We start from the raw sequence: 22,726 nt of genomic DNA, 5'->3' as shown, positions 1-22,726 counted from the left end.
GTTTACATAATCATACAGAGTGGATTTGGCCTATATCAGTTAATCAGCTTTCTACACGAAATTACCTACGACAAAACCGCAGATTTATATTACTATTGCCCAACCTGCGCCAAAATTAAAAAAATCAACTTCACAAACAATATATTAATGAATATGAGTAATCACTCGGTTTTTGAACGCGCCGCGTGTTCGGGGGTGGCTGCCGGCTACCACGATATCGACGGTGTTTACCATCCTGCCAAAGAAGCCGTGCTGGAGGCTTTGCTCGCGCGTTTGGAGGCAGGTGTGCCGGAAGGGGAGTTTGACGATGTGGCGGCCATAACGGCACAGCGGCCTGCCGAGCTGGCCGTGCCGCCCGATTTCGAGGGTTACGACGGCTACTCTTTAACGAACGAATATGATGAGCAGCAGACGGTTTTGTCGTCGGATTCAGACGGCCTCCGCTCTGCTGTTTTTTTATCTGCGTTAAACAGCGGCTATTACCGTTTAACTGTTAACAAAGGCCGTCTGAAACACCGCGTTTTGGTGGTGGTTGCGCCCGAACATGCTTACCAGCCGCCCGAAATAGCGGGCGGCGGGCGCATGAACGGGTTGGCCGTGCAGCTTTACAGCCTGCGTTCGGCGCAAAACTGGGGCATGGGCGATTTCGGCGATTTGGCGCGGCTGGCGGCATTTTGCGGCGGCAGGGGTGTGGATTTTATCGGTATCAACCCGCTGCACGCGCTGTTTACTTCGCGGCCGGATTTTGCCAGCCCGTACAGCCCGTCGTCGCGCCTGTGGCTGAATGCCGTGTATCTCGACGCGGGCGGCATGATCGCCGGATACGGTTTTGCCGCCAAGGCGCGCAAGTGGCTGGCAAGCGAAGCGGTGCAGGCGCGGCTGGCTGCGGTGCGTTCGGCGGAAACGGTGGATTATGCTGCGGTGTGGGCGTTGAAGAAAGAAGCCCTGCTGCTGGTGTTTGCTGATTTTGAGAAAAGCAGCAGCCGTGCCGCGCAGCCTTTGCAAGCGGCCTTTCGGCAGTTTGAAGAGGAAAAGGGCAGTGAGCTTGACGGCTTCGCCCTGTTTGAGGTTTTAGACCAGCACTACGGCGGTGCAGGCGGGGAGAGCGGTTGGACGGCATGGCCGTCTGAATTCCACCATCCGCAAAGCCCGGCGGTGCAGGCGTTTGCAAAAGCGCACGAGGGCGAAATCCGTTTTTACAAGTGGCTGCAATGGTTGTGCGCCGTGCAGCTGCGGCAGGCGGAAGAGGCGGCGGCGCGGCACGGTGTGCGGCTCGGCCTTTACGGCGACTTGGCCGTGGGCGTGGCGCGCGGCGGAGCCGACACTTGGCTCAAGCGCAACCAATACTGCATGGAAATGTCGGTGGGCGCCCCGCCCGACCCGCTCGGCCCGGCGGGGCAAAACTGGAACCTGCCGCCGTGGCACCCCGTGGCCATGCGCCGCACCGGCTGTCGCGAGTTTATCGCCACCTTGCGCGAGAATATGCGCTGTTACGGCGTGCTGCGCATAGACCATGTGATGTCGCTGAACCGTTTGTGGTGGGTGGTGTCGGAACAGGCCGCCGCCGAGATTCTAAGCCGTTCAAGGCGCGGCAACGCAGACAGTACGAAAGAGTACGGCCAGGAGCCGCAACGCGGAACGGCTTGGAAGATGGGCGGCGGAACCGCTGATAACGGCGCTTATGTGCACTACCCCCAAGAAGTTTTGTTTGCCATTCTCGCCTTGGAAAGCCACCGCAACCGCTGCGTGGTGGTGGGCGAAGACTTGGGCACCGTGCCCGACGACACCCGCCGCCTGCTCGACCGCTACCGCATTTTTTCCTACAAAGTGATGTATTTCAGCCGCCACGCCCACGGCTACGAACTGCCCGAACATTACCCCCGGCAGGCGCTGTGCGTAACCAGCACCCACGACGTTGCGCCGTTGGCGGGCTGGTGGGCGGGCAGCGATTTGCAAACCATGTATGCTTTGGGTTCGCTGCCGGGCGAAACGGCTTTTCAGACGGCCTTGCAGCAGCGCGGGCGCGATAAAGAAGATTTGGTTCGCGCATTGAAAGAAACACATTGCCTGCCCCACGGATACAGGCCGTCTGAAAACTTAGACGCCGCCCTGCTCAACGCCGTGCACCGTTTCGGCGCCGAGAGCCGCTGCGCGCTTTATGCGGTGCAAATCGAAAACCTGCTGGGCATGACCGAAAATTTCAACGTGCCGGGCATCGCCGAAGGCTACCCCAACTGGGCGCGCAAACTGCCGCAGCCTGTGGAGGCGTTTGCCGCCAACCCTTTAATCGAGCAACAACTCGCCATGCTAAACGAGGTCCGTATGAGAAAGAACAGCCAAACCCAACCCTATCCGCCGCTCGACGATCAAGAGCGCGGCACCATCGACAGCCTGTTTTTCGCAACCCACGGCAACCCGTTTGCCTACTTGGGCCGGCATGAGCTGGCCGGCACCGGCGAAGTGGTGCGCTGCCTTGTGCCCGATGCCTTGGCGGTGGATATTGTGGAGCGCGGCAGCGGCAAACTGATTGCGGCGGCCGAAAAACTCGACAGCCGCGGCTTTTTCGCCGCCGTGCTGCCTGAAGGCGCGCCCGATTACGCCTTGAGCGTGCAATACAGTGCAGACGGGCCGTCTGAAAAAATCGAAGACCCCTACCGCTACGGCTCGCATTTGCAGGAAATGGACGAATGGCTGCTCACCGAAGGCACCCACCTGCGCCCCTACGAAGCCTTGGGCGCGCATCCGGCCGAGTTCGACGGCGTTGCCGGCGTGAATTTCGCCGTGTGGGCGCCCAACGCGCAGCGCGTTTCGGTGATTGGCGAGTTCAACAACTGGGACGGCCGCCGCCACGTGATGCGCCGCCATGCCGCCAGCGGCATTTGGGAAATCTTTATCCCCGCCGTGCCGTTCAACGCCCTGTATAAATTCGAAATACGCGACGCCGCCGGCAACGTGCGCCAAAAGGCCGACCCGTTCGCCTTCGCCTCGGAGCTGCGCCCCACCACCGCCTCTGTGGTGCGCGGCCTGCCCGAAAAAATGCCCGAGCCTGCGTTCCGCCGCCAAGCCAACGCCATCGACAGCCCCATCAGCATTTACGAAGTGCATTTAGGCTCGTGGCGGCGCAACCTCGAAAACAATTTCTGGCTCACTTATGAAGACCTGGCCACCGAGCTGGTGGCCTATGTGAAAGATATGGGCTTCACCCATATCGAGCTTCTGCCCGTGTCGGAATACCCGTTCGACGGCTCTTGGGGCTACCAGGCCACCGGCCTTTATTCGCCCACCAGCCGCTTCGGCTCGCCGCAGCAGCTTCAGGCGCTGGTGCAGGCCGCCCACAACGAAGGCATAGGCGTGATACTCGACTGGGTGGTCGGCCACTTTCCCGTTGACGACCACGGCCTCAACCACTTCGACGGCACGCCGCTGTATGAACACGCCGACCCGCGCGAAGGCTACCACCAAGACTGGAACACCCTGATTTACAACTTCGGCCGCACCGAAGTGAAAAACTACCTGCAAGGCAACGCCTTATACTGGATCGAGCGTTTCGGCTTCGACGGCCTGCGCGTGGATGCGGTGGCCTCGATGATTTACCGCGATTATTCGCGCAAAGAAGGCGAGTGGATACCCAACCGATACGGCGGCCGCGAAAACCTCGAAGCCATCAACTTTCTGCGCGACACCAACACCATGTTGCAGCAGGAAGTACCCGCCGCCACCGAAATCGCCGAAGAATCCACCTCGTTTGCCAACGTTACCCGCGCCGAAGGGCTGAACTTCCAATACAAATGGAACATGGGCTGGATGAACGACACTCTGCGCTATATGAAGGAAGACCCGATAAACCGCAAATACCACCACAACCTGATGACCTTCGGCATGATGTACCAATACAGCGAAAACTTCGTGCTGCCGATCTCGCACGACGAAGTGGTGCACGGCAAAGGCTCGCTGCTGGCCAAAATGCCCGGCGACGCCTGGCAGAAGTTTGCCAACCTGCGCGCCTATTACGGCTTTATGTGGGGCTATCCCGGCAAGAAACTGCTGTTTATGGGCTGCGAATTCGCCCAGGGCCGCGAATGGAACTACAACGAAGCGCTTGATTGGTTTCTGCTCGAAGAAGCGCACGGCGGCCTGTGGCATAAAGGCGTGCAGGATTACGTGCGCGACCTCAATAAAACCTACCGCAGCCACGCGCCGCTCTACCAGCTCGACCAATGGCCCGAAGGCTTCGAGTGGCTGGTGGCCGACGACGGCAACAATTCCGTGTTTGCCTTCGAGCGCCGCGACCGCGAAGACAACCGCCTGATTGTGGTGAGCAACTTCACCCCCGTGGTGCGCGAAAACTACCGCATCGGCGTAAACGCCGCAGGCACCTACCGCGAAGTGATGAATTCAGACGGCCTGCAATATCAGGGCAGCGGCGTTTCATCGGGCGCTACCGTCGCCACCGAGGCGGTGGAATCGCACGGCAGGCCGCAGTCGCTCAACTTAACCCTGCCGCCGCTGGCCACGGTTTGGCTGTATTTGGAGAAGGAATAAGGTTTTCAGACGGCCTGTGAAGCAAAATCAGATAAAAAATCAGATAAATAGATATTGAAGAGTTAAACCCAGTGAAAACCCTTTCAGACGGCCTGCCATACCCGATGGGCGCCACCGTTCAAGCAAACGGCACCAATTTCGCGCTGTTTTCTTCGCACGCCGATAAGGTGGAACTGTGCCTGTTCGACGAAAACGGCGGCGAAACCCGCCTGCCCCTGCCGGCGCGCAGCGGCCATATCTGGCACGGTTTTGCCGAAGGCGTGGGGGCGGGGCAGCATTACGGTTATCGGGTGTACGGCACCGGCCACGCCGCATCGGGGCTGTTTTTCAACCCGCAGAAACTGCTGCTCGACCCCTATGCGAAAGCGGTGGCGGGCACGGCGCATTACCGCAATGAGGCCGAGCTGGCGTGGTTCCGCTACGACGATATGCGCGACAATGCCGCCGCCGCCCCCAAAAGCGTGGTAACGGTTGAGGGCGGGTTCGACTGGCAGGGCGATGTGCGCCCTAACGTGCCGTGGGCCAAAACCGTGATTTACGAAGCCCATGTAAAAGGGCTGACCAAACTGGTGCCCGGTTTGCCGGATGCCGGCACCTATGCCGCGCTGGCCGACAAACAAGTGATAGGCCGTCTGAAAGATTTGGGCGTTACCGCGGTGGAGCTGCTGCCCGTGCACCTGCACCTCGACGAATACCACCTGCAAAAACGCGGTTTGGTCAATTATTGGGGCTACAACACCTATTCGCATTTCGCCGTCGAGCCGCGCTACGCTGCCAATCCGCAAGATGCGGCAAACGAATTGCGCCGCGCCGTCAAAGCCCTGCACGCGGCGGGCATCGAAGTGATTTTAGACGTGGTGTACAACCACACCGCCGAGCAGGATTTGGAAACGGGGCTGATGCTGTGCCAGCGCGGCATCGACAATCCGGCGTGGTATTGGATGAGCTGCAACGGCTACTGCAACTGGACGGGCTGCGGCAACACCCTGCAAGTGTCGCAAACCCACGTTACCCGCTGGGTGATGGACAGTCTGCGTTATTGGGTGGAAGAATTCCATATCGACGGCTTCCGCTTCGATTTGGGCGCGGTGCTGGGGCGCGAGCCTGATTTCCACACCTGCGGGCGGTTTTTCCAGGCCGTGGCGCAAGACCCGCTTCTGGCGGGGTGCAAACTGATTGCCGAGCCGTGGGACATCGGCGGCGAAGGCTACCGGCTGGGGCAGTTTCCCTATCCGTTTGCCGAATGGAACGACCGCTTCCGCGACGATATGCGCGCGTTTTGGGTGCACGAGAGCGGCAACCTCGGCGCGTTTGCCGAGCGGCTGGCCGGCTCTTCCGACATTTTCAGGCACAGCGGCAAACGCCCCTCTGCAGGCGTGAACTTCATCACCGCCCACGACGGTTTTACCCTGCGCGATTTGCTCAGCTACAACCACAAACACAACGAAGCCAACGGCGAAGGCAACCGCGACGGCCACAGCCATAATTTGAGCTGGAACCACGGCGTCGAAGGCGAAACCCTGCAAGCGCAGGTGATCGAAGCGCGCACCTATGCCGCCAAAGCCCTGCTTGCCTCGCTGCTGCTGGCCAACGGCACGCCCATGCTGCTGGGCGGCGACGAGTTCGGCAACAGCCAGCGGGGCAACAACAACGGCTATTGCCAAGACAACGAAACCACCTGGCTCGATTGGGTCGGGCACGATGAAGATTTGCAACGCTACGTGCAAAGCCTGCTGGCGCTGCGCCGCGAAATCGGCCTGTTGGGCAAAGACGCATGGTGGGACACGGAACGCGTGCGCTGGCTGGTTTCAGACGGCCGCGAAATGAACAGCCGCGATTGGGAAAACCGTGAAACCAAGTCGTTGCAGGTATTAATCGATAATAAGTGGCTGTTGGCGGTAAACGCCAAACGCAGCCCGCAAACATACGTCTTGCCGCAAGGAGAATGGGTTTGCCGCCTCGCACCGGCGCAGGCCCGCACCGACCACGCCAAATGCACCGTGCCGAATATGGGCATTTGGATTTTTTCACAAATTGGAGAAGCTTTATGAACGCCCACAAAGAGAAACCCCTGTCTTATGAGCCTGAACGTATGCTGCACAACACCGACATCGCCAAAAACACCCTCGTGCTGATTCTGGCCGGCGGCCGCGGTTCGCGACTGTACGAAATGACTGACCGCCGCTCCAAACCTGCCGTTTATTTCGGCGGCAACTGGCGTATCATCGACTTTACCCTGTCGAACTGCCTCAATTCCAACCTGCTCAAAATCGGCGTGATTACCCAATACGAAGCCCACTCGCTGCTGCGCCACCTCCAGCATGCCTGGTCGTTTATGCCGCGCGAACGCGGCCAGTTCGTCGATATGCTGCCCGCACGCCAGCAGATTGACGAAAGCATGTGGTACCGCGGCACCGCCGATGCCGTTTGGCAGAACGTGCCGATTATGAAAGAGCACTACAAGCCCAAATACGTGCTGATTCTCGCCGGCGACCACATCTATAAAATGGACTATATGCAGATGCTGCGCGACCACATTTACAGCGGCGCCAAATGCACCGTGGGCTGCATCGAAGTGAAGCGCAGCGAGGCCAAAGAGTTCGGCATCATGGCCGTGAACGAAAACCTCAAAGTGCAGGAATTCGTTGAGAAACCGGCCGACCCGCCCGCCATGCGCGAAAAACCTGACCATTCGCTCGCCTCGATGGGTATTTATGTGTTTGATGCCGACTATCTCTATCAGGCGCTGGAAGAAGAAGTGGTGAGCGAAAACACCCACCACGATTTCGGCAAAGACGTGATTCCGCGCGCGCTCGAAGACGGCGTGCTCTATGCCCACCCGTTCGAGCGTTCGTGCATGGGGCGCAACGCCGAGGGCAGCATCTACTGGCGCGACGTCGGCACGCTCGACAGCTACTGGCGCGCCCATATGGACTTGGTTACCGAACACCCGCAGCTCAACCTGTTCGACCGCAACTGGCCGGTTATCGGCCTGCCCACCCAGCCGATGCCGGCCAAGTTTTTCTATAAAGACCGCAACTGCCGCACGCTCGACAACTCGCTGGTCAGCGGCGGCTGCCTGATTACCGATGCCCAAATCAGCTCGTCGGTGCTGTTCGACCGCGTTACCGTCAACGAAGATTCGGTGATTGACTCGGCCGTGATTCTGCCGGGCGTGTATATCGGCAGAAACTGCCATCTGAAAAACTGCATCATCGAACGCAACTGCGTGATTCCCGACGGCATGAAAATCGGCATCAATCCCGAAGAAGACGCCAAACGCTTCCGCACCAGCTCCAGCGGCGAAGTGGTGCTGGTTACCCCCGCGATGCTGGAAAGGCTGGCGCTGGAAGAAAAAACCAAAGCCGCCGTGCAGGAACAGGTGGAAAAAGGCGATTATTTGATTTAAACGGTTTTTCAGACGGCCTTACCGTATAAGAGGCCGTCTGAAACAAACGGCCGTTGCACCGATTCGTTATTTACCGTTAACAGGACCCGTTAATATGAAAATCCTCCACGCAACTTCCGAGTTGTATCCCCTGATTAAAACCGGCGGGCTGGCCGATGTGCTGGGTTCGCTGCCGTTCGCGCAAAAAGCGCTGGGGCACGATGCGCGCGCAGTGCTGCCGTATTACCGCCATGTGCGCGATTTGCTGCCCGATGCCGCATTGGTGGCCGAGCGCGACACCTTCGGCGGCCATATCGCCGTGCGTTACGCCGAATACAATGGCTTGGGGCTGTATCTCATCGACGCCCCCCACCTTTACGACCGCCCCGGCAACCCCTACCACAACGAGCATTATTTCGACTATGCCGACAACGTGATCCGTTTCGCCGTTTTGGGCTGGACCGCCGCCGCGCTGGCCACCGGCCTCGACGAAGTATGGGGCAAGGCCGACATTCTGCATGCGCACGACTGGCAGGCCGGCCTGGCGCCCGCCTACCTCAACGCGTGGAACGCCTATATCAAAAGCGTGTTCACCATCCACAACATCGCCTATCAGGGCATATTCCAATCGAAACACTTGGGCGAAGTCGGGCTGCCGTGGGAAATGTTCCATGTGGACGGCGTGGAGTTCCACGGTCAGATTTCGTTTTTGAAAGCCGGCCTGTTTTACGCCGACCACATCACCACCGTCAGCCCCACCTATGCCGACGAAATCACCCGCGAGCCGGCGGCCAACGGCATGTCGGGCCTGCTCTATACCCGCAAACAGGAAGGCCGTTTGAGCGGCGTGCTCAACGGTGTGGACGATAAGGTTTGGAACCCGCAAACCGATGCCGCGCTGGCCAAAACCTTCCACCCCAAAGCCATGCAGGGCAAAAAAGCCGATAAAAAGGCCGTTCAGGCGTTTTTCGGTTTGAATGACGACGATAAAGCCATGCTCACCGTGATGGTTTCGCGCCTCACGCCGCAGAAGGGCGCCGATTTCCTGCTCGAATCGCTGCACGAAAAACTGCCCGCCAACCCCGATTTGCAGTTCGCCCTCTTGGGTAGCGGCGCGCCCGAGATGGAGCAGGCGTTTGTGCGGCTGGCCGAGCAATATCCGCAGCAGGTCGGCGTGTATATCGGCTATAACGAAGAGCTGGCGCACCAGCTTATCGGCGGCGGCGACGTGATTGTGATTCCCAGCCGTTTCGAGCCTTGCGGCCTCACCCAGCTCTACGGCCTGAAATACGGCACGCTGCCTTTGGTGCGCCGCACCGGCGGGCTGGCCGACACCGTGGTGCAAACCGATGAAGAAACGCTGAAAAACAAAACCGCCACCGGCTTCGTGTTCGATGAGCCGACCGCAGGCGCATTGGGCGGTGCGCTCGAAAATGCACTTTCGCTGTGGCGCAAACCGCGCGCCTGGTCGCCGGTGCGCCAGCACGCGATGGCGCAGGATTTCGGCTGGCACAAAGCCGCCGAAAGCTACGATGCCTGCTACCGCAGCCTGTTATAGCGAATCCGCCCAATCTTCCGCGACGGCGCCGCTGTGCCCCGTGCCGAAGCAATTGGATTCACTGTAAATTGATTTTTCAGAAGAAAACAAAAACAGCGCGCCGGTTGCCCGCTACCAACAGTTTCAATGTGAGATGGGTAGAATCGGCGCTTTAATAAAGGAAAACTTGTTTGAACGTTTCAGACGGCCTTACAATAATTCCGATACAACAATGATTTAAGTTTTAGTACCCAAAAGGTTTGATTTATGATTTCCAAACTCCCCTTGCCCGAATACGAATATGCCATGCCGAAACCCGACGCCGACTTCGTGCGCCGCGCCATTGTGTACAAACTGATTTTCATCTTAGGCGTTGATCCGCGCAACGCCACACCGCAAGAATGGCTCAACGCCGCCATGTTCGCCGCCCGCGACCTGGTTACCGAAAGTTTCCTGAAAACCCGCCGCAGCCACGAAGACCACGGCAAACGCACCGTTTACTATCTCTCGATGGAATTTCTGATGGGCCGTTCGTTCGTGAACTCGCTGATTAACGAGGGCGTTTACGACGTGTTTAACGAAGCCTTCGAACAGTTGGGCTTGGATTTCGCCGATGTGTGCGAGCAGGAAGAAGACCCCGGTCTCGGCAACGGCGGCCTCGGCCGCTTGGCCGCCTGCTTCCTCGATTCGATGGCCACCCTGCGCATTCCCGCCGTCGGCTACGGCATCCGCTACCAATACGGTATGTTCAAGCAGGAAATCGTTGACGGTCAGCAGGTCGAAAAACCCGATTTGTGGCTGGACCACGATATGCAGTGGCAGTTTGCCCGCCCGGCCAAACGCTATCCCGTATCGTTCGGCGGCAGGGTGTGCGGCAGCGGCAGCATCAAATATTGGGAGCCTGCCGAACACATCACCGCGCTGGCCTACGACGAAGTGATTCCCGGCTACGGCGGCAGCGTCGCCAACCCCCTGCGCCTGTGGACGGCGCACGCGGGCGACACCTTCGATTTGGCCAACTTCAACCAGGGCGACTATTTCGCCGCCATGCGCGAACAAACCCAAGACGAAAACATCTCGCGCGTGCTTTACCCCAACGATTCCACCGACACCGGCCGCGAGCTGCGCCTGAAACAGGAATATTTCTTGGTGTCGGCTTCGATTCAAGACATCATCGCCCGCCACAAATGCCGCTTCCACAGCATCAAAAACCTGGCCGATAAAGTGGTGATCCACCTTAACGACACCCACCCCGTGCTGGCGATTCCCGAGCTGATGCGCATTCTGATCGACGAAGAAAGCATGGATTGGGAAGAAGCCTGGGGCATCAGCTGCCGCGTATTCTCCTACACCAACCACACGCTGATGAGCGAAGCGCTGGAAACTTGGCCGGTGGATTTGATGGGACGCCTGCTGCCGCGCCATCTCGACATCATCTTTGAAATCAACGAACATTTCTTGGATGCCCTGCGCGCCATCGGCAAAACCGATCCCGACTTTATCCGCCGCGTTTCCATCATCGACGAAGAAAACGGCCGCCGCGTGCGCATGGCTTGGCTGGCAGTGGTGGGTTCGCACCGCGTTAACGGCGTGGCCAAAATCCACTCCGATTTGATGAAAACCTCGATTTTCGCCGACTTCGCCAAAATCTTCCCCGACCGCTTCACCAACGTAACCAACGGCGTTACCCCGCGCCGCTGGATTGCCGTGGCCAACCGCCCGCTGACCAAGTTTTTAGACAAAAACCTCGGCGAGCAGGATTGGCGGCTGCATCTCGACCACCTTTCCAAACTCAACGATTTGGTGGACGACCCCAAAGTGCAGGCCGAGTTTGCCGAAGTGAAGCAGGCCAACAAGCAGCGCCTGGCCGACTACATCGAAAAAGAACTGGGCATCAAGGTTAACCCGCAGGCCATGTTCGACGTGCAGATCAAACGCATCCACGAATACAAGCGCCAAGCCCTCAACGTGATGCACATCATCGACCGCTACAACAAAATCCTCGAAAACCCCGATGCCAACTGGCAGCCGCGCGTGTTTATTTTTGCGGGTAAAGCCGCTTCGGCCTATGTGGCCGCCAAGCGCATCATCCGCCTGATTAACGACGTGGCCAAAGTGATCAACAACGACAAACGCATCCGCGACCTGATCAAAGTGGTGTTTATCCCCAATTACAGCGTGAGCCTGGCGCAGATTATCATCCCCGCCGCCGACCTGTCGGAGCAAATCTCGCTGGCGGGCACCGAGGCTTCGGGCACCGGCAACATGAAGTTCGCCCTCAACGGCGCGCTTACCATCGGCACGCTCGACGGCGCCAACGTGGAAATTCTCGAAAAAGTGGGCGAAGACAACATCTTTATCTTCGGCAACACCGTCGAGCAGGTGGAAGCCCTGCGCCGCGAAGGCTACGATCCGTTTGTTTACCTCGAGCAAGACGGCGATCTGCGCCGCGTGATCAAACAAGTGTCCACCGGCACCTTCTCGCCCGAAGAACACGGCCGCTACAGCAATGTGATGCACGGTTTCGGCGACTACTACCAACTCGCCGCCGATTTCCGCAGTTATATCGAAGCGCAGGCGCGCGCCGACAAACATTACAGCGACCCCGTCAAATGGCGCCGCTCGGCTCTGATCAACATTGCCAATATGGGTTATTTCTCTTCCGACCGTTCGATTCAGGATTATTGCGAAAAAATCTGGTTTATCGAGCCGCTCAGCGAAGAAGAACTGCCGAGCGAAAACCCGTAAGGCAGGTTGGTTTGCAAACGAAAGGCCGAGACCTTTGCAAAAATACCTTGAGGCCGTCTGAAATGCTTAGATTCCGTCATTCCCGCGTAGGCGGGAATCCAGCCTTAAAATTATCAAGTATTTTATTTCAATAACTTATGAAAAAAACGACTGGATTCCCACCTACGCGGGAATGACGGGAAAGATGGTTTTTTAATTTTGCAAAGGCCTCAGGCCGTCTGAAAAATTTCAGACGGCCTTTTTATGTAAGCCGAGTTTTTTGCAAGCCGCTATTCAAATTACCGTCACAAAAATTTTCGAGACTTTACAAGTCGTTCCGGCCGTCTGAAAACTTAACGGGAATACGCAATTTTCAGAAACACCCGCCGTTCACCCGAACGGCAAATGCCGGATTATCTAGTCAAGCCCGATAATGACGGAAAAAGAAATATTTCAGACGGCCTAGGGTCTGTCGACATTCAAGTTTACCTTAATTTCAATACGGCAGCAACAAGGTAAATATTGGCAGCAAAAGATTGGTCGGTTTTTTCTGCGCGCATCGCAATCTTTTTGAATTCTTTGAGTTTGCAAAAAAGTTCTCAATCAAATGTCGCCAGCAATACATCATCTTGTCGTGTTCCCGCTGCAATTTGCGGTTGTTACGCGGCGGAATAACCACCTTACTCCCCCTTTCGGTCAACTCTTCGACCAGCCAGTCGGCATCAAAGGCTTTATCCGCCAATAAAGCATCAAATTCCTTTTCTTTAATCAGCGGTTCTACGCCGCAAATGTCATTGCGCTGACCAGGCATCAGTTTGAAGTCAATCAGGTTCCCCAAAGCATCCACCATAGCCAAAATCTTGGTCGTCATCCCGCCTTTGGATTGGCCGATGGCCTGATTTAGAGTCCCCCTTTTGCACCCTGACCGTGGCGGTGAACTTTGACAATTGTGCCGTCAATCATGACATACTCCATATCGAGATCACGGTTCAGTTCTTCAAAAATATCATGAAAACGGTCGGCCAAGACCCATCTGCGGTAGCGTTTGTGGATACTTTTCCAATTACCGAACTCTTCGGGCAGATCGCGCCAAGGACTGCCGGTACGGATAATCCATAGTATGGCTTCTATAAATAATCGGTTATCGACAGCGGTTCGGCCGGCATCGCCAACTTTTCCTTGGCATAAAGGCTCAATTTTTGCCCACTGTGCATCGGTCAGAATATATCTGGTCATGAGGATAGGATACACTGAAAACTTGAATGTCGACAGACCCTAGATAGCGTAGTCACAATCTACAAAGCATGAAACTACGCTATCTAGAGTTCTCTACAAAAGATATTTCTAGTACCCAGGTCGTGTGAAACCCTCGATAGCTTTGGCGCATCCCCGCCCTGCTCTGCGGCCGTTTCCAAAAACTCGTCCACCCCGCGCTCGCAGCGGGTTTTCTTTTCGTTTAACGTGGCTTCCAGCAAAGCATCGTTTTGCGGCAGCGCGGCGCGTTCGGCTTCGTTGTGCCACAGGTGGTAGGCTACGCCGGCGAATTTGAGGTTGTGCCGCTTCATGCCGTTGTGGTAGCAGCGGGCGGCAAATTCGCTGTCTTCCCGCCCCCAGCCGACGAAATCGTTGTTGAAGCCGTTAACGGCCAGCGCATCATCGCGGAAAAAACCCATATTGCAGCTTTTGATGCCTTTGTGTTTGCGGTTGCCGCGCTTGGCAATCAGTTTCGACAGTTTGGTTAGCCGCAGCGCGGAAAGGCGTTTTTTGATGCCGCCGCTGTAAAACGACAAATCGGGCAGCGGCAGCAGGCGGTCGGCGAGAATTTCTTCGGTGCGCGTTTGGCTGATCAGCACGCGCGTGCCCTGAATCAGGCGGCCTTTGCGGGCAACGGCGATATGGTCGGCGATAAAAGAGGGGTCGAGCACCATATCGCCGTCGATGATAATCAGATAATCGGAAGAAGCGGCGGCAATGGCGCGGTTGCGCGACTGGGCGGCGCGGAAGCCTTCGTCTTTCTGCCAGGTGTGTTTCACCGTTACGGGGCTGACCCGGGCGAATTTGCCCACCACTTCGGTGGTGCGGCGGTCGGAGCCGTCGTCGGCGATGATGATTTCCTGCGGCAGGCGGGTTTGTGCGAGGGCGGATTTCAACACCAGTGCCAGCGCGTCGGGGCGGTTGTAGGTGGTGATAATCAGCGACACGCTCATATTGCGGTTGTGTTCGTAGAGCTTTATATATTTGTAATACGAACCCTGGGCATTGGCGGTGGAAATTATCAGGCCGTCGGCGCCGTAAAAAATGCCCCGTTTCAGAAAATAGTTTTTCAGAAACGACGTGCCGCCGTGCAGCACGGCTTTGAACACGGAAGAAGTTTTGCGGTAGCGGTTTTCTTCGGCATAGAGCGTGCTGTATTGCTGCATTTTCTGAATCAGCCCTTCGGCGTTTTGAAACGAATAATGTTTCAGATGGCCTTTGAGCGAGCGCACATGGTTTTTCGGCCCCAATTGCAGCGATTCGTGTACGCGCCGGTTGTTGAAGCCGGCATAGTTGCGGTGGTAGAGGCGCGGCAGTATATCGGGATACCAGCCGCAGGCTTTGATAAAGCGGCCGTTATAATGGTTGAGGCGCGAGAGGGTGTAAACGGTGTTGGGGTCGTTGTGCTCCACCGCCGCGCGTATGCTTGCGATTAATTCGGCATCGGGCACTTCGTCGCTGTCGATGCTGAAAATCCAGGGGTGTTTGGCCATGGAGGCGGCAAGGTTTTTCATGGGGCCGAAGCCGGTGAACCCGTGTTTGCACACGCGCACGTTGGCAAACCCTGCGGCGATTTCGAGCGTGCGGTCGGTGGAGCCGTTGTCGAGCAGCAGCACTTCGTCGAAATCGGCCAGCGCGGCGAGCACTTCGGCCAGATAGCGTTCGGAATTCTTAACCAGCATGGCGGCGCTGGCGGGTATTTTTTTTGTTGGCATAGTCAAACCGTTGCAGGCCGTCTGAAAAATATTGTTCAGACGGCGTTTGTTTTGTTATTGGTTTTTCGGCAAAAGCCGTTTTACTGCGGCACTCCGGCGGCAAAGCCTTATCCGTTTGCCCGCGCACGGGGCGGGTATTTTTCTGCCAGCCACGCCAGCGCCTGCTTGGCGGCTTCCTGTTCGGCCGCGCGGCGGCTGTTGGCTTTGGCGGTGGTGATAAAGCCCAGCTCGCCCAAATCGCAGGCGATGGTGAATTCGGCGTTGCAGCCTTCGCCGTGCTGCGCTTCGATGCGGTATTTGGGCAATGCCAAGCGGCGCGCCTGCAAGGTTTCCTGCAACAGGGTTTTGGCGTCTTTGCCCTGCCCTGCGGCATCGGCGCCGGCCACCCGCTGCGCAAACAGGCGGCGCACGGTTTTCTCGGCAGTGTTGAAATCGGCATCGAAACTGATGGCGGCGAAAACGGCTTCCATGGCGTCGGCCAGAATCGAAGGCCGGTTGAAACCGCCGCTTTTGAGTTCGCCCGGCCCTAAAAACAGCGCGTCGCCCACATTCAGCGAAACGGCGATGGCAGCCAGCGTGTCTTGGTTGACCAAGTTGGCGCGCATACGCGAAAGGCGGCCTTCGGGCAGCTCGGTAAAGGTTTCGAACAGCATTTTGGCAACGGTGTAGTTGAGTATGGCATCGCCCACAAACTCGAAACGTTCGTTGTTGCGTGAGGAAAAACTGCGGTGGGTGAGCGCCTGCTCCAAGAGTTCGGGGCGTTTGAAGATGTGGTCGAGCCGCTGCTGGATTTGTTGCAGCGCGCGCTGTTTGACGGGGTTGGGCTTCATGCGGGTTCTTTCGTTTTCATTCAGCCCGAATGCTTTTCAACACTTTTAAAAAAGCGCAAATGCAGAAAAGGTTTAAGGCTGGTTGATTATTAAAATTTGCAAATGTCTCAGGCCGTCTGAAAAATATTTTCAGACGGCCTGCTATTGTATAACAAATGTTTATTTGCCCAAAGCGGCCAATACTTCCGCTTTCACGGCTTCAACGGCCTGCGTGCCGTCCACCTTGATGTATTTGGGCGCATGCTCGCCGGTGAGTTTGCTGTAAAAACCGATTAACACGGCGGTTTGGTCGTGATACACCTCGAGGCGTTTTTTCACGGTTTCTTCTTTATCGTCGTCGCGCTGGATCAAATCCTCGCCGGTTACGTCGTCTTTGCCCTCGGTTTTCGGCGGGTTGAACGTAACGTGGTAGGTGCGGCCCGAAGGCAGGTGCACGCGGCGGCCGCTCATGCGGTTCACGATCACCGCATCGGGCACGTCGATTTCCACAACCGCGTCCAAATCCACGCCCGCCTCCACCATCGCTTCGGCCTGCGCCAGCGTGCGCGGGAAACCGTCGAACAGAAAACCGTTTTTGCAGTCGCTCTGCGCGATGCGTTCTTTCACCATGCCGATGATGATGTCGTCGCGCACCAGGCCGCCTTCGTCGATGATTTTTTTCGCTTCCAAACCCAAAGGCGTGCCGGCCTTAATCGCCGCGCGCAGCATATCGCCGGTGGAAATTTGCGGAATGCCGAAAGCGGCGGTGATAAATTGCGCCTGCGTGCCTTTGCCCGCACCCGGTGCGCCGAGCAGTAATACTTTCATGTGTGTTCCTTCAAACGAGTTGATAGAGGCAGAAATATTCCGGCGCTTATCTTAATATGGTTGGGCGGTTGTGAAAAGGCCGGGGCCTTTGCAAAAATATTTTCAGGCCGTCTGAAAAGCGGACGAAAACTTTTTCGGGCAAGGGCGATTTGTGCGATAATCTGCCCGAAATTTCCAACCGACATTCCACACGAGAACATCATGGCAGACGAAAAAAACAAATCCGACGATAAAAGCAAAGCCCTCGCCGCCGCACTGGCGCAAATCGAAAAAAACTTCGGCAAAGGCTCCATCATGAAGATGGACGGCAGCCAGCAAGACGAAAATCTGGAAGTGATTTCCACCGGCTCGCTCGGTTTGGATTTGGCGCTGGGCGTGGGCGGCCTGCCGCGCGGCCGCATCGTTGAAATTTTCGGCCCCGAATCTTCGGGCAAAACCACCCTGTGTTTGGAAGCCATCGCCCAATGCCAGAAAAACGGCGGCATCTGTGCCTTTATCGACGCCGAACACGCCTTCGATCCGGTTTACGCCCGCAAACTCGGCGTGAAAGTGGAAGAGCTGTATCTCTCGCAGCCCGACACCGGCGAGCAGGCGCTGGAAATCTGCGACACGCTGGTGCGCAGCGGCGGCCTGGATATGGTGGTGGTCGATTCCGTTGCCGCGCTGGTGCCCAAAGCCGAAATCGAAGGCGAAATGGGCGACAGCCACGTCGGCCTGCAAGCCCGCCTGATGAGCCAGGCGCTGCGCAAACTTACCGGCCACATTAAAAAAACCAACACCTTAGTGGTGTTCATCAACCAAATCCGCATGAAAATCGGCGTGATGTTCGGCAGCCCCGAAACCACCACCGGCGGCAACGCGCTCAAATTCTACGCCTCCGTGCGCCTCGATATCCGCCGCACCGGCCAAATCAAAAAAGGCGACGACATTTTGGGCAACGAAACCAAAGTGAAAGTGATTAAAAACAAAGTCGCCCCGCCCTTCCGCCAAGCCGAATTCGACATCCTCTACGGCGAAGGCATCAGCTGGGAAGGCGAGCTGGTGGATTTGGGCGTAAAATACGACATCGTCGAAAAATCCGGCGCATGGTATGCCTATAACGGCGCCAAAATCGGCCAAGGCAAAGACAACGTGCGCGTGTGGCTGAAAGAAAACCCCGAAGTGGCCGACGAAATCGACGCCAAAATCCGCGCCAAAGCCGGCACCAACGTGCAGATTACCGAAGGCAGGCTCGACGAAACCGACGGCGAAGCGCCCGAAGAATAAGCCGCCTCCGCCCCGTCCGACAGGCCGTCTGAAAGCGTTTTCAGACGGCCTTTCTCCACTCTGCACCCCGAAAACTGCTATACTTTGCGCATTTCCCCAACCTGAGACCTTTGCAAAACCTCCAGATGTGGATGCAGTTCAAGGCGTAGCAGCGCAGCGAGCGCAGACATATCAAGTAGATAGGCAAGCAAGTGAGCAGCACACAACGTAGAAATGCGCCGCAGATGGGGGTTTTGCAAAGGTCTCAACCTGTTTTTCAGGCCGTCTGAAACATGATTACCAAACAAGAATACCAAGCCCAAGCCGCCGCAGGCTACAACCGCATCCCGTTGGTGCAGGAGTTGTTGGCCGACCTCGACACTCCGCTGTCGCTCTACCTCAAACTGGCCAACCGGCCCTACACCTACCTGCTCGAATCAGTGGTGGGCGGCGAACGTTTCGGCCGCTATTCCTTTATCGGCCTGCCCTGCCGCACCTATCTCAAAGCATCGGGCAAACATGTCGACGTGTATTGCAACGGCGAAATCACCGAACAGTTCGACGGCAACCCGCTTACTTTCATCGAAGCCTTCCACCAACGTTTCAAAACACCCGAAATCCCCAACCTGCCCCGCTTCACCGGCGGCCTGGTCGGCTATTTCGGCTACGAAACCATCTACAACTTCGAACATTTCGCCCACCGCTTCCAAAACAGCGGCAAGCCCGACACCATCGGCACGCCCGATATTTTCTTGATGCTCTCGCAAGAGCTGGCCGTGGTCGACAACCTTTCCGGCAAAATCTACTTAATCGTGTATGCCGACCCCGCCGAAAGCAACGGTTACGAAGCCGCGCGCGAACGGTTGGAAGACCTGCGCACCCGCCTGCGCCAAAGCTGCGCCATCCCGCTCTCGCTCGGCAGCAGAAAAACCGAACCGCAGCACGAAACCGGCGAAGCGCGCTATAAAGAATACGTGCGCAAAATCCGCCAATATATTCTCGACGGCGACTGCATGCAGGTGGTGCCCAGCCAGCGCATGAAGCTCGAATTCGCCGACCACCCGCTCTCGCTCTACCGCGCCCTGCGCACGCTCAACCCCTCGCCCTATATGTTTTACTACGATTTCGGCGACTTCCACATCGTCGGCTCGTCGCCCGAAATCCTCGTGCGCCGCGAACGCGACACCATCATCGTGCGCCCCATCGCCGGCACCCGCCTGCGCGGCAAAACTCCCGCCGAAGACCTGGCCAACGAGCAAGACCTGCTCGGCGATGCCAAAGAAATCGCCGAACACGTGATGCTGATTGATTTGGGCCGCAACGACGTCGGCCGCGTCAGCAACACCGGCGAAGTGAAAGTAACCGACAAAATGGTGATCGAGCGCTATTCGCACGTGATGCACATCGTATCCAACGTGGAAGGCCGTCTGAAAGACAACACCAACAATATGGAAATCCTCGCCGCCACCTTCCCCGCCGGCACCCTTTCCGGCGCCCCCAAAGTGCGCGCGCTCGAAATCATCGAAGAGCTGGAGCCGGCCAAACGCTGCATCTACGGCGGCGCCGTCGGCTGCTGGAGCTTCAACAACGATATGGACCTGGCCATCGCCATCCGCACCGCCGTGATTAAAAACGGCACGCTCTATGTGCAAAGCGGCGGCGGCATCGTTGCCGATTCGGAAGAAGAAGCCGAATGGCAGGAAACCCAAAACAAAGCCCGCGCAGTGCTGCGGGCGGCGCAGATGGTGCAGGAAGGGTTGGATAAGTAGGGTTGGCAGAAATTATCTAGGAAGGTGGAAGTTTTCAGACGGCCTTTTGATTTTAAAGACAATGCTGTCTGAAAGAAATGTTCCGAATATTGTTGTTGCAGTTTAGATGCCACCCGTTCAGGCCGTCTGAAAACTCTAACTCCCAGACCTAAAGAATTTGCCAGGCCGAAAGAATATTTAGAAACATAAACCCCGTCATTCCCGCGCAGGCGGGAATCTAGAACGCTGATTTTCCTAAACCTGTAAAAATAACAGGAGCCCCAAGGTCTGGATTCCCGCCTGCGCGGGAATGACGGGTTCATATAACAAAGGAATCCGAAATCTATAACCAAAACAAATAACTGTAATTCAGGCTGTCTGAAAAATTTTTCAGACAGCCACCTAACCAAAATCCTAAAAGAAACAAAACCATGCAAAACACCCCCATTCTCCCCCCCGCCATGCTCGGCATTCTCGGCGGCGGCCAGCTCGGCCGTATGTTTGCCGTGGCCGCCAAAACCATGGGCTACCGCGTAACCGTGCTCGACCCCGACCCCAACGCCCCGGCCGCGGAATTTGCCGACCGCCATTTGTGCGCGCCGTTCGATGATGAAACGGCCTTGAGCGAGCTGGCGCAGTGCGCCGCCGTAACCACCGAATTTGAAAACGTAAATGCCGATGCGATGCACTTTTTGGCGCAACACACCCGCGTGTCGCCGAGCGGCGATTGCGTGGCCGTTGCCCAAAACCGTATTCAGGAAAAGGCGTGGATTCAAAAAGCCGGCCTGCAAACCGCGCCGTATCAGGCCGTCTGCAAGCCCGAAGACATCGGCGAAGCGAGCGCGGCGCTGCTGCCGGGCATTCTGAAAACCGCCACGCTGGGCTACGACGGCAAGGGCCAAATCCGCGTGAAAACCCCGGCCGAACTGAAAGCCGCATTTGCCGAACTGGGCGGCGTGGCCTGCGTGCTGGAAAAAATGGTGGATTTGCGCGGTGAGATTTCGGTGGTGGTATGCCGTCTGAACAGCGAAAACGTGCAAACTTTCGACCCTGCCGAAAACATTCACGAAAACGGCATTCTCGCCTATTCCATCGTGCCGGCGCGCTTAAGTGCGGATATTCAGCAGCAGGCGCGGCAGATGGCGCGCCGCCTGGCCGACGAGCTGGATTATGTGGGCGTGTTGGCGGTGGAAATGTTTGTGGTCGGCGACACGCACGAATTGGTGGTAAACGAAATCGCCCCGCGCCCGCACAACAGCGGCCACCACACCATTGATGCCTGCGCCGCGAACCAGTTCCAACAGCAGGTGCGCCTGATGTGCGGCCTGCCGCCTGCCGACACCCGCCTGCTTTCGGCCTGCTGCATGGCCAATATTTTGAGCGACGTGTGGGGCGCAAACGGCGAAGAGCCGAACTGGCTGCCGCTGCAAAACCACCCTGCCGCCCACCTGCACCAATACGGCAAAAAAGCCGCCCGCAAAGGCCGCAAAATGGGGCACTTCACGGTGTTGGCCGCCGATGCGGATGCGGCGTTTGAAAGCGCAAAAATGCTGCACGGCAGTTTGTAAAGCGCGTGTATGAAAAGCCGAAGGCCGTCTGAAATATATTTTTCAGACGGCCTTAAGGTATTTTGCCAAGGTATCGGCCTGAGACCTTGGCAAAATACTTTTCAACATCTTTAAACCTCTGCGTCATGCCCGGGCTTGACCCGAGCATCTTTTTGTTCCAAAAGAAATAACAGGAGACCTTTGCAAAACCCTCAGATGCGGATGCAGTTCAAGGCGTAGCTGCACAGCGAGCGCAGACATATCAAGTAGATAGGCAAGCGAGCGGGCAGTACCCTAAAGGGCATAAACGCACAACGCAGAAATGCACCGCAGATGGGGGTTTTGCAAAGGTCTCAACAGATACTCGGGCCAAGCCCGAGTATGACGGAGTGGTTATTAAGTAAACAGTTTAACTATATCGCCTTTATTCAAACTCACAAGCCCAATTCGTTTAAAAAGCGCACGTCGTCGGCCCAACCCGATTTCACTTTCACCCACACTTTTAAAAACACTTTGCAGTCGAACAGTTTTTCCATATCCAACCTGGCTTCGGTGGATATTTTTTTCAGCTTTTCGCCGCCTTTGCCGATCACGATGGGCTTTTGGTTTTCTTTATCCACCAGCACCGCGATGTAGATATGGCAGATGCCGTTTTCTTCTTTAAACTGTTCGATTTCCACGTTCATGGCATACGGCAGCTCTTCGCCCAAATAGCGGAACAGTTTTTCGCGCACGATTTCGGTGGCGAGAAAACGGCTTGATTTGTCGGTAACCATGTCTTCGGGATAGAGCGGTATCCCTTCGGGCAGAAAAGGCTTGAGCGCGTGCAGCAGTTGGGCGATACCCAACCCGTGTTTGGCGCTGACGGTTTCCACGCCGGAAAAATCGAATTCGGCACGCACTTTTTCGATAAAGGCGGCCAGCTCGGGCGCTGATTTGGCTTTCGACAAATCGATTTTGTTCACCACCAGCAGCACGGGAATATGCTTGGGCAGCAGGCGCATCACGCGGCGGTCGGCCTCGGTGAAACGCATGGCTTCGACAACGAACACCACCGCATCCACGCCGCCCATGGCTTCGGTAACGTTTTGGTTGAGGCGGTCGTTCAGGGCGTTGCGGTGTTCGGTTTGAAAGCCCGGGGTATCCACGAAAACAAACTGTGCGGTGTCGTCGGTGTAGATGCCGGTTACTTTGTGGCGGGTGGTTTGCGCTTTTTTGCTGGTGATGCTGATTTTCTGGCCGATTAAGTGGTTCATCAGCGTGGATTTGCCCACGTTGGGGCGGCCCACTATCGCCACGAAACCGCAACGGTATCCGTTTGCGCCGGGCGGGTTTTCGGAAAGGTTTTCGTTCATAGCTTGTCTTTCATGCTTTTTTCAGACGGCC

General features: G+C 56.8%; 13 protein-coding genes and 2 pseudogenes. 8 read left to right on the top strand and 7 right to left on the bottom strand.

What is annotated here, in order from left to right; all coding sequences use genetic code 11:
• Window positions 1–147: 147 nt before the first annotated feature.
• From glgB to H3L92_RS02315, 5 genes are all read left to right on the top strand, one after another.
• A complete protein-coding gene (glgB, locus tag H3L92_RS02335) occupies window positions 148–4,542 on the top strand; it encodes a 1,4-alpha-glucan branching protein GlgB (protein WP_115336277.1) in 4,395 nt (1,464 codons plus the stop codon).
• A gap of 71 nt (window positions 4,543–4,613) precedes the next feature.
• The gene (glgX, locus tag H3L92_RS02330) at window positions 4,614–6,593 is read left to right on the top strand and encodes a glycogen debranching protein GlgX (RefSeq protein ID WP_259345791.1); all 1,980 of its coding nucleotides are present in this window, start codon (window positions 4,614–4,616) and stop codon (window positions 6,591–6,593) included.
• The gene (glgC, locus tag H3L92_RS02325) at window positions 6,590–7,951 is read left to right on the top strand and encodes a glucose-1-phosphate adenylyltransferase (RefSeq protein ID WP_085366344.1); all 1,362 of its coding nucleotides are present in this window, start codon (window positions 6,590–6,592) and stop codon (window positions 7,949–7,951) included. The genes glgX and glgC overlap by 4 nt, the downstream gene beginning before the upstream one ends.
• A 94-nt stretch (window positions 7,952–8,045) precedes the next feature.
• On the top strand, window positions 8,046–9,488 hold the full coding sequence (gene glgA / locus H3L92_RS02320; protein ID WP_085366345.1) for a glycogen synthase GlgA: 1,443 nt from the start codon (window positions 8,046–8,048) through the stop codon (window positions 9,486–9,488).
• A gap of 246 nt (window positions 9,489–9,734) precedes the next feature.
• The gene (locus H3L92_RS02315) at window positions 9,735–12,215 is read left to right on the top strand and encodes a glycogen/starch/alpha-glucan phosphorylase (protein ID WP_085366346.1); all 2,481 of its coding nucleotides are present in this window, start codon (window positions 9,735–9,737) and stop codon (window positions 12,213–12,215) included.
• A 464-nt stretch (window positions 12,216–12,679) separates the two neighbouring features.
• On the opposite strand, the pseudogene H3L92_RS02310 reads toward H3L92_RS02315, so the two are convergent.
• From H3L92_RS02310 to adk, 4 genes and pseudogenes are all read right to left on the bottom strand, one after another.
• Window positions 12,680–13,430 (bottom strand): annotated as a pseudogene (locus H3L92_RS02310) (IS5 family transposase).
• An 83-nt stretch (window positions 13,431–13,513) separates the two neighbouring features.
• Window positions 13,514–15,163 carry a glycosyltransferase family 2 protein gene (locus tag H3L92_RS02305; RefSeq protein WP_085364938.1) on the bottom strand — a complete coding sequence of 550 codons (1,650 nt, stop codon included), beginning with the start codon at window positions 15,161–15,163 and terminating at the stop codon, window positions 13,514–13,516.
• A gap of 107 nt (window positions 15,164–15,270) precedes the next feature.
• Window positions 15,271–15,993: a ribonuclease III gene (gene rnc / locus H3L92_RS02300; RefSeq protein WP_085364939.1), complete on the bottom strand. Its 723-nt coding sequence runs from the start codon at window positions 15,991–15,993 to the stop codon at window positions 15,271–15,273.
• Between the two features lie 159 nt (window positions 15,994–16,152).
• Window positions 16,153–16,800 carry an adenylate kinase gene (adk, locus tag H3L92_RS02295; protein ID WP_085364940.1) on the bottom strand — a complete coding sequence of 216 codons (648 nt, stop codon included), beginning with the start codon at window positions 16,798–16,800 and terminating at the stop codon, window positions 16,153–16,155.
• A gap of 201 nt (window positions 16,801–17,001) precedes the next feature.
• Here adk and recA point away from each other — a divergent pair, with 201 nt between their 5' ends.
• Window positions 17,002–18,066: a recombinase RecA gene (gene recA, locus H3L92_RS02290; protein ID WP_085364941.1), complete on the top strand. Its 1,065-nt coding sequence runs from the start codon at window positions 17,002–17,004 to the stop codon at window positions 18,064–18,066.
• A gap of 77 nt (window positions 18,067–18,143) precedes the next feature.
• Here recA and H3L92_RS13110 read toward each other — a convergent pair whose 3' ends face one another.
• Window positions 18,144–18,305, bottom strand: coding sequence for a lipoprotein signal peptidase (locus H3L92_RS13110; RefSeq protein ID WP_085364942.1), 162 nt, complete (start codon window positions 18,303–18,305; stop codon window positions 18,144–18,146).
• A gap of 33 nt (window positions 18,306–18,338) precedes the next feature.
• Here H3L92_RS13110 and trpE point away from each other — a divergent pair, with 33 nt between their 5' ends.
• Both trpE and H3L92_RS02280 read left to right on the top strand, forming a co-directional pair.
• On the top strand, window positions 18,339–19,814 hold the full coding sequence (trpE, locus tag H3L92_RS02285) for an anthranilate synthase component I (protein ID WP_085364943.1): 1,476 nt from the start codon (window positions 18,339–18,341) through the stop codon (window positions 19,812–19,814).
• Between the two features lie 410 nt (window positions 19,815–20,224).
• A complete protein-coding gene (locus tag H3L92_RS02280) occupies window positions 20,225–21,361 on the top strand; it encodes a 5-(carboxyamino)imidazole ribonucleotide synthase (RefSeq protein ID WP_085364944.1) in 1,137 nt (378 codons plus the stop codon).
• Window positions 21,362–21,484: 123 nt separating this feature from the next.
• On the opposite strand, the pseudogene H3L92_RS13105 reads toward H3L92_RS02280, so the two are convergent.
• Both H3L92_RS13105 and era read right to left on the bottom strand, forming a co-directional pair.
• Window positions 21,485–21,688 (bottom strand): annotated as a pseudogene (locus tag H3L92_RS13105) (lipoprotein signal peptidase).
• Window positions 21,689–21,774: 86 nt separating this feature from the next.
• Window positions 21,775–22,695, bottom strand: coding sequence for a GTPase Era (gene era, locus H3L92_RS02275; protein ID WP_085364945.1), 921 nt, complete (start codon window positions 22,693–22,695; stop codon window positions 21,775–21,777).
• Between the last annotated feature and the right edge of the window lie 31 nt (window positions 22,696–22,726).

This window comes from Neisseria dentiae (genome assembly GCF_014055005.1).
Classification (GTDB): Bacteria; Pseudomonadota; Gammaproteobacteria; order Burkholderiales; family Neisseriaceae; genus Neisseria; species Neisseria dentiae.
The sequence above is the reverse complement of the archived record's forward strand: the minus strand, read 5'-3'. Positions and strand labels throughout refer to the sequence as shown.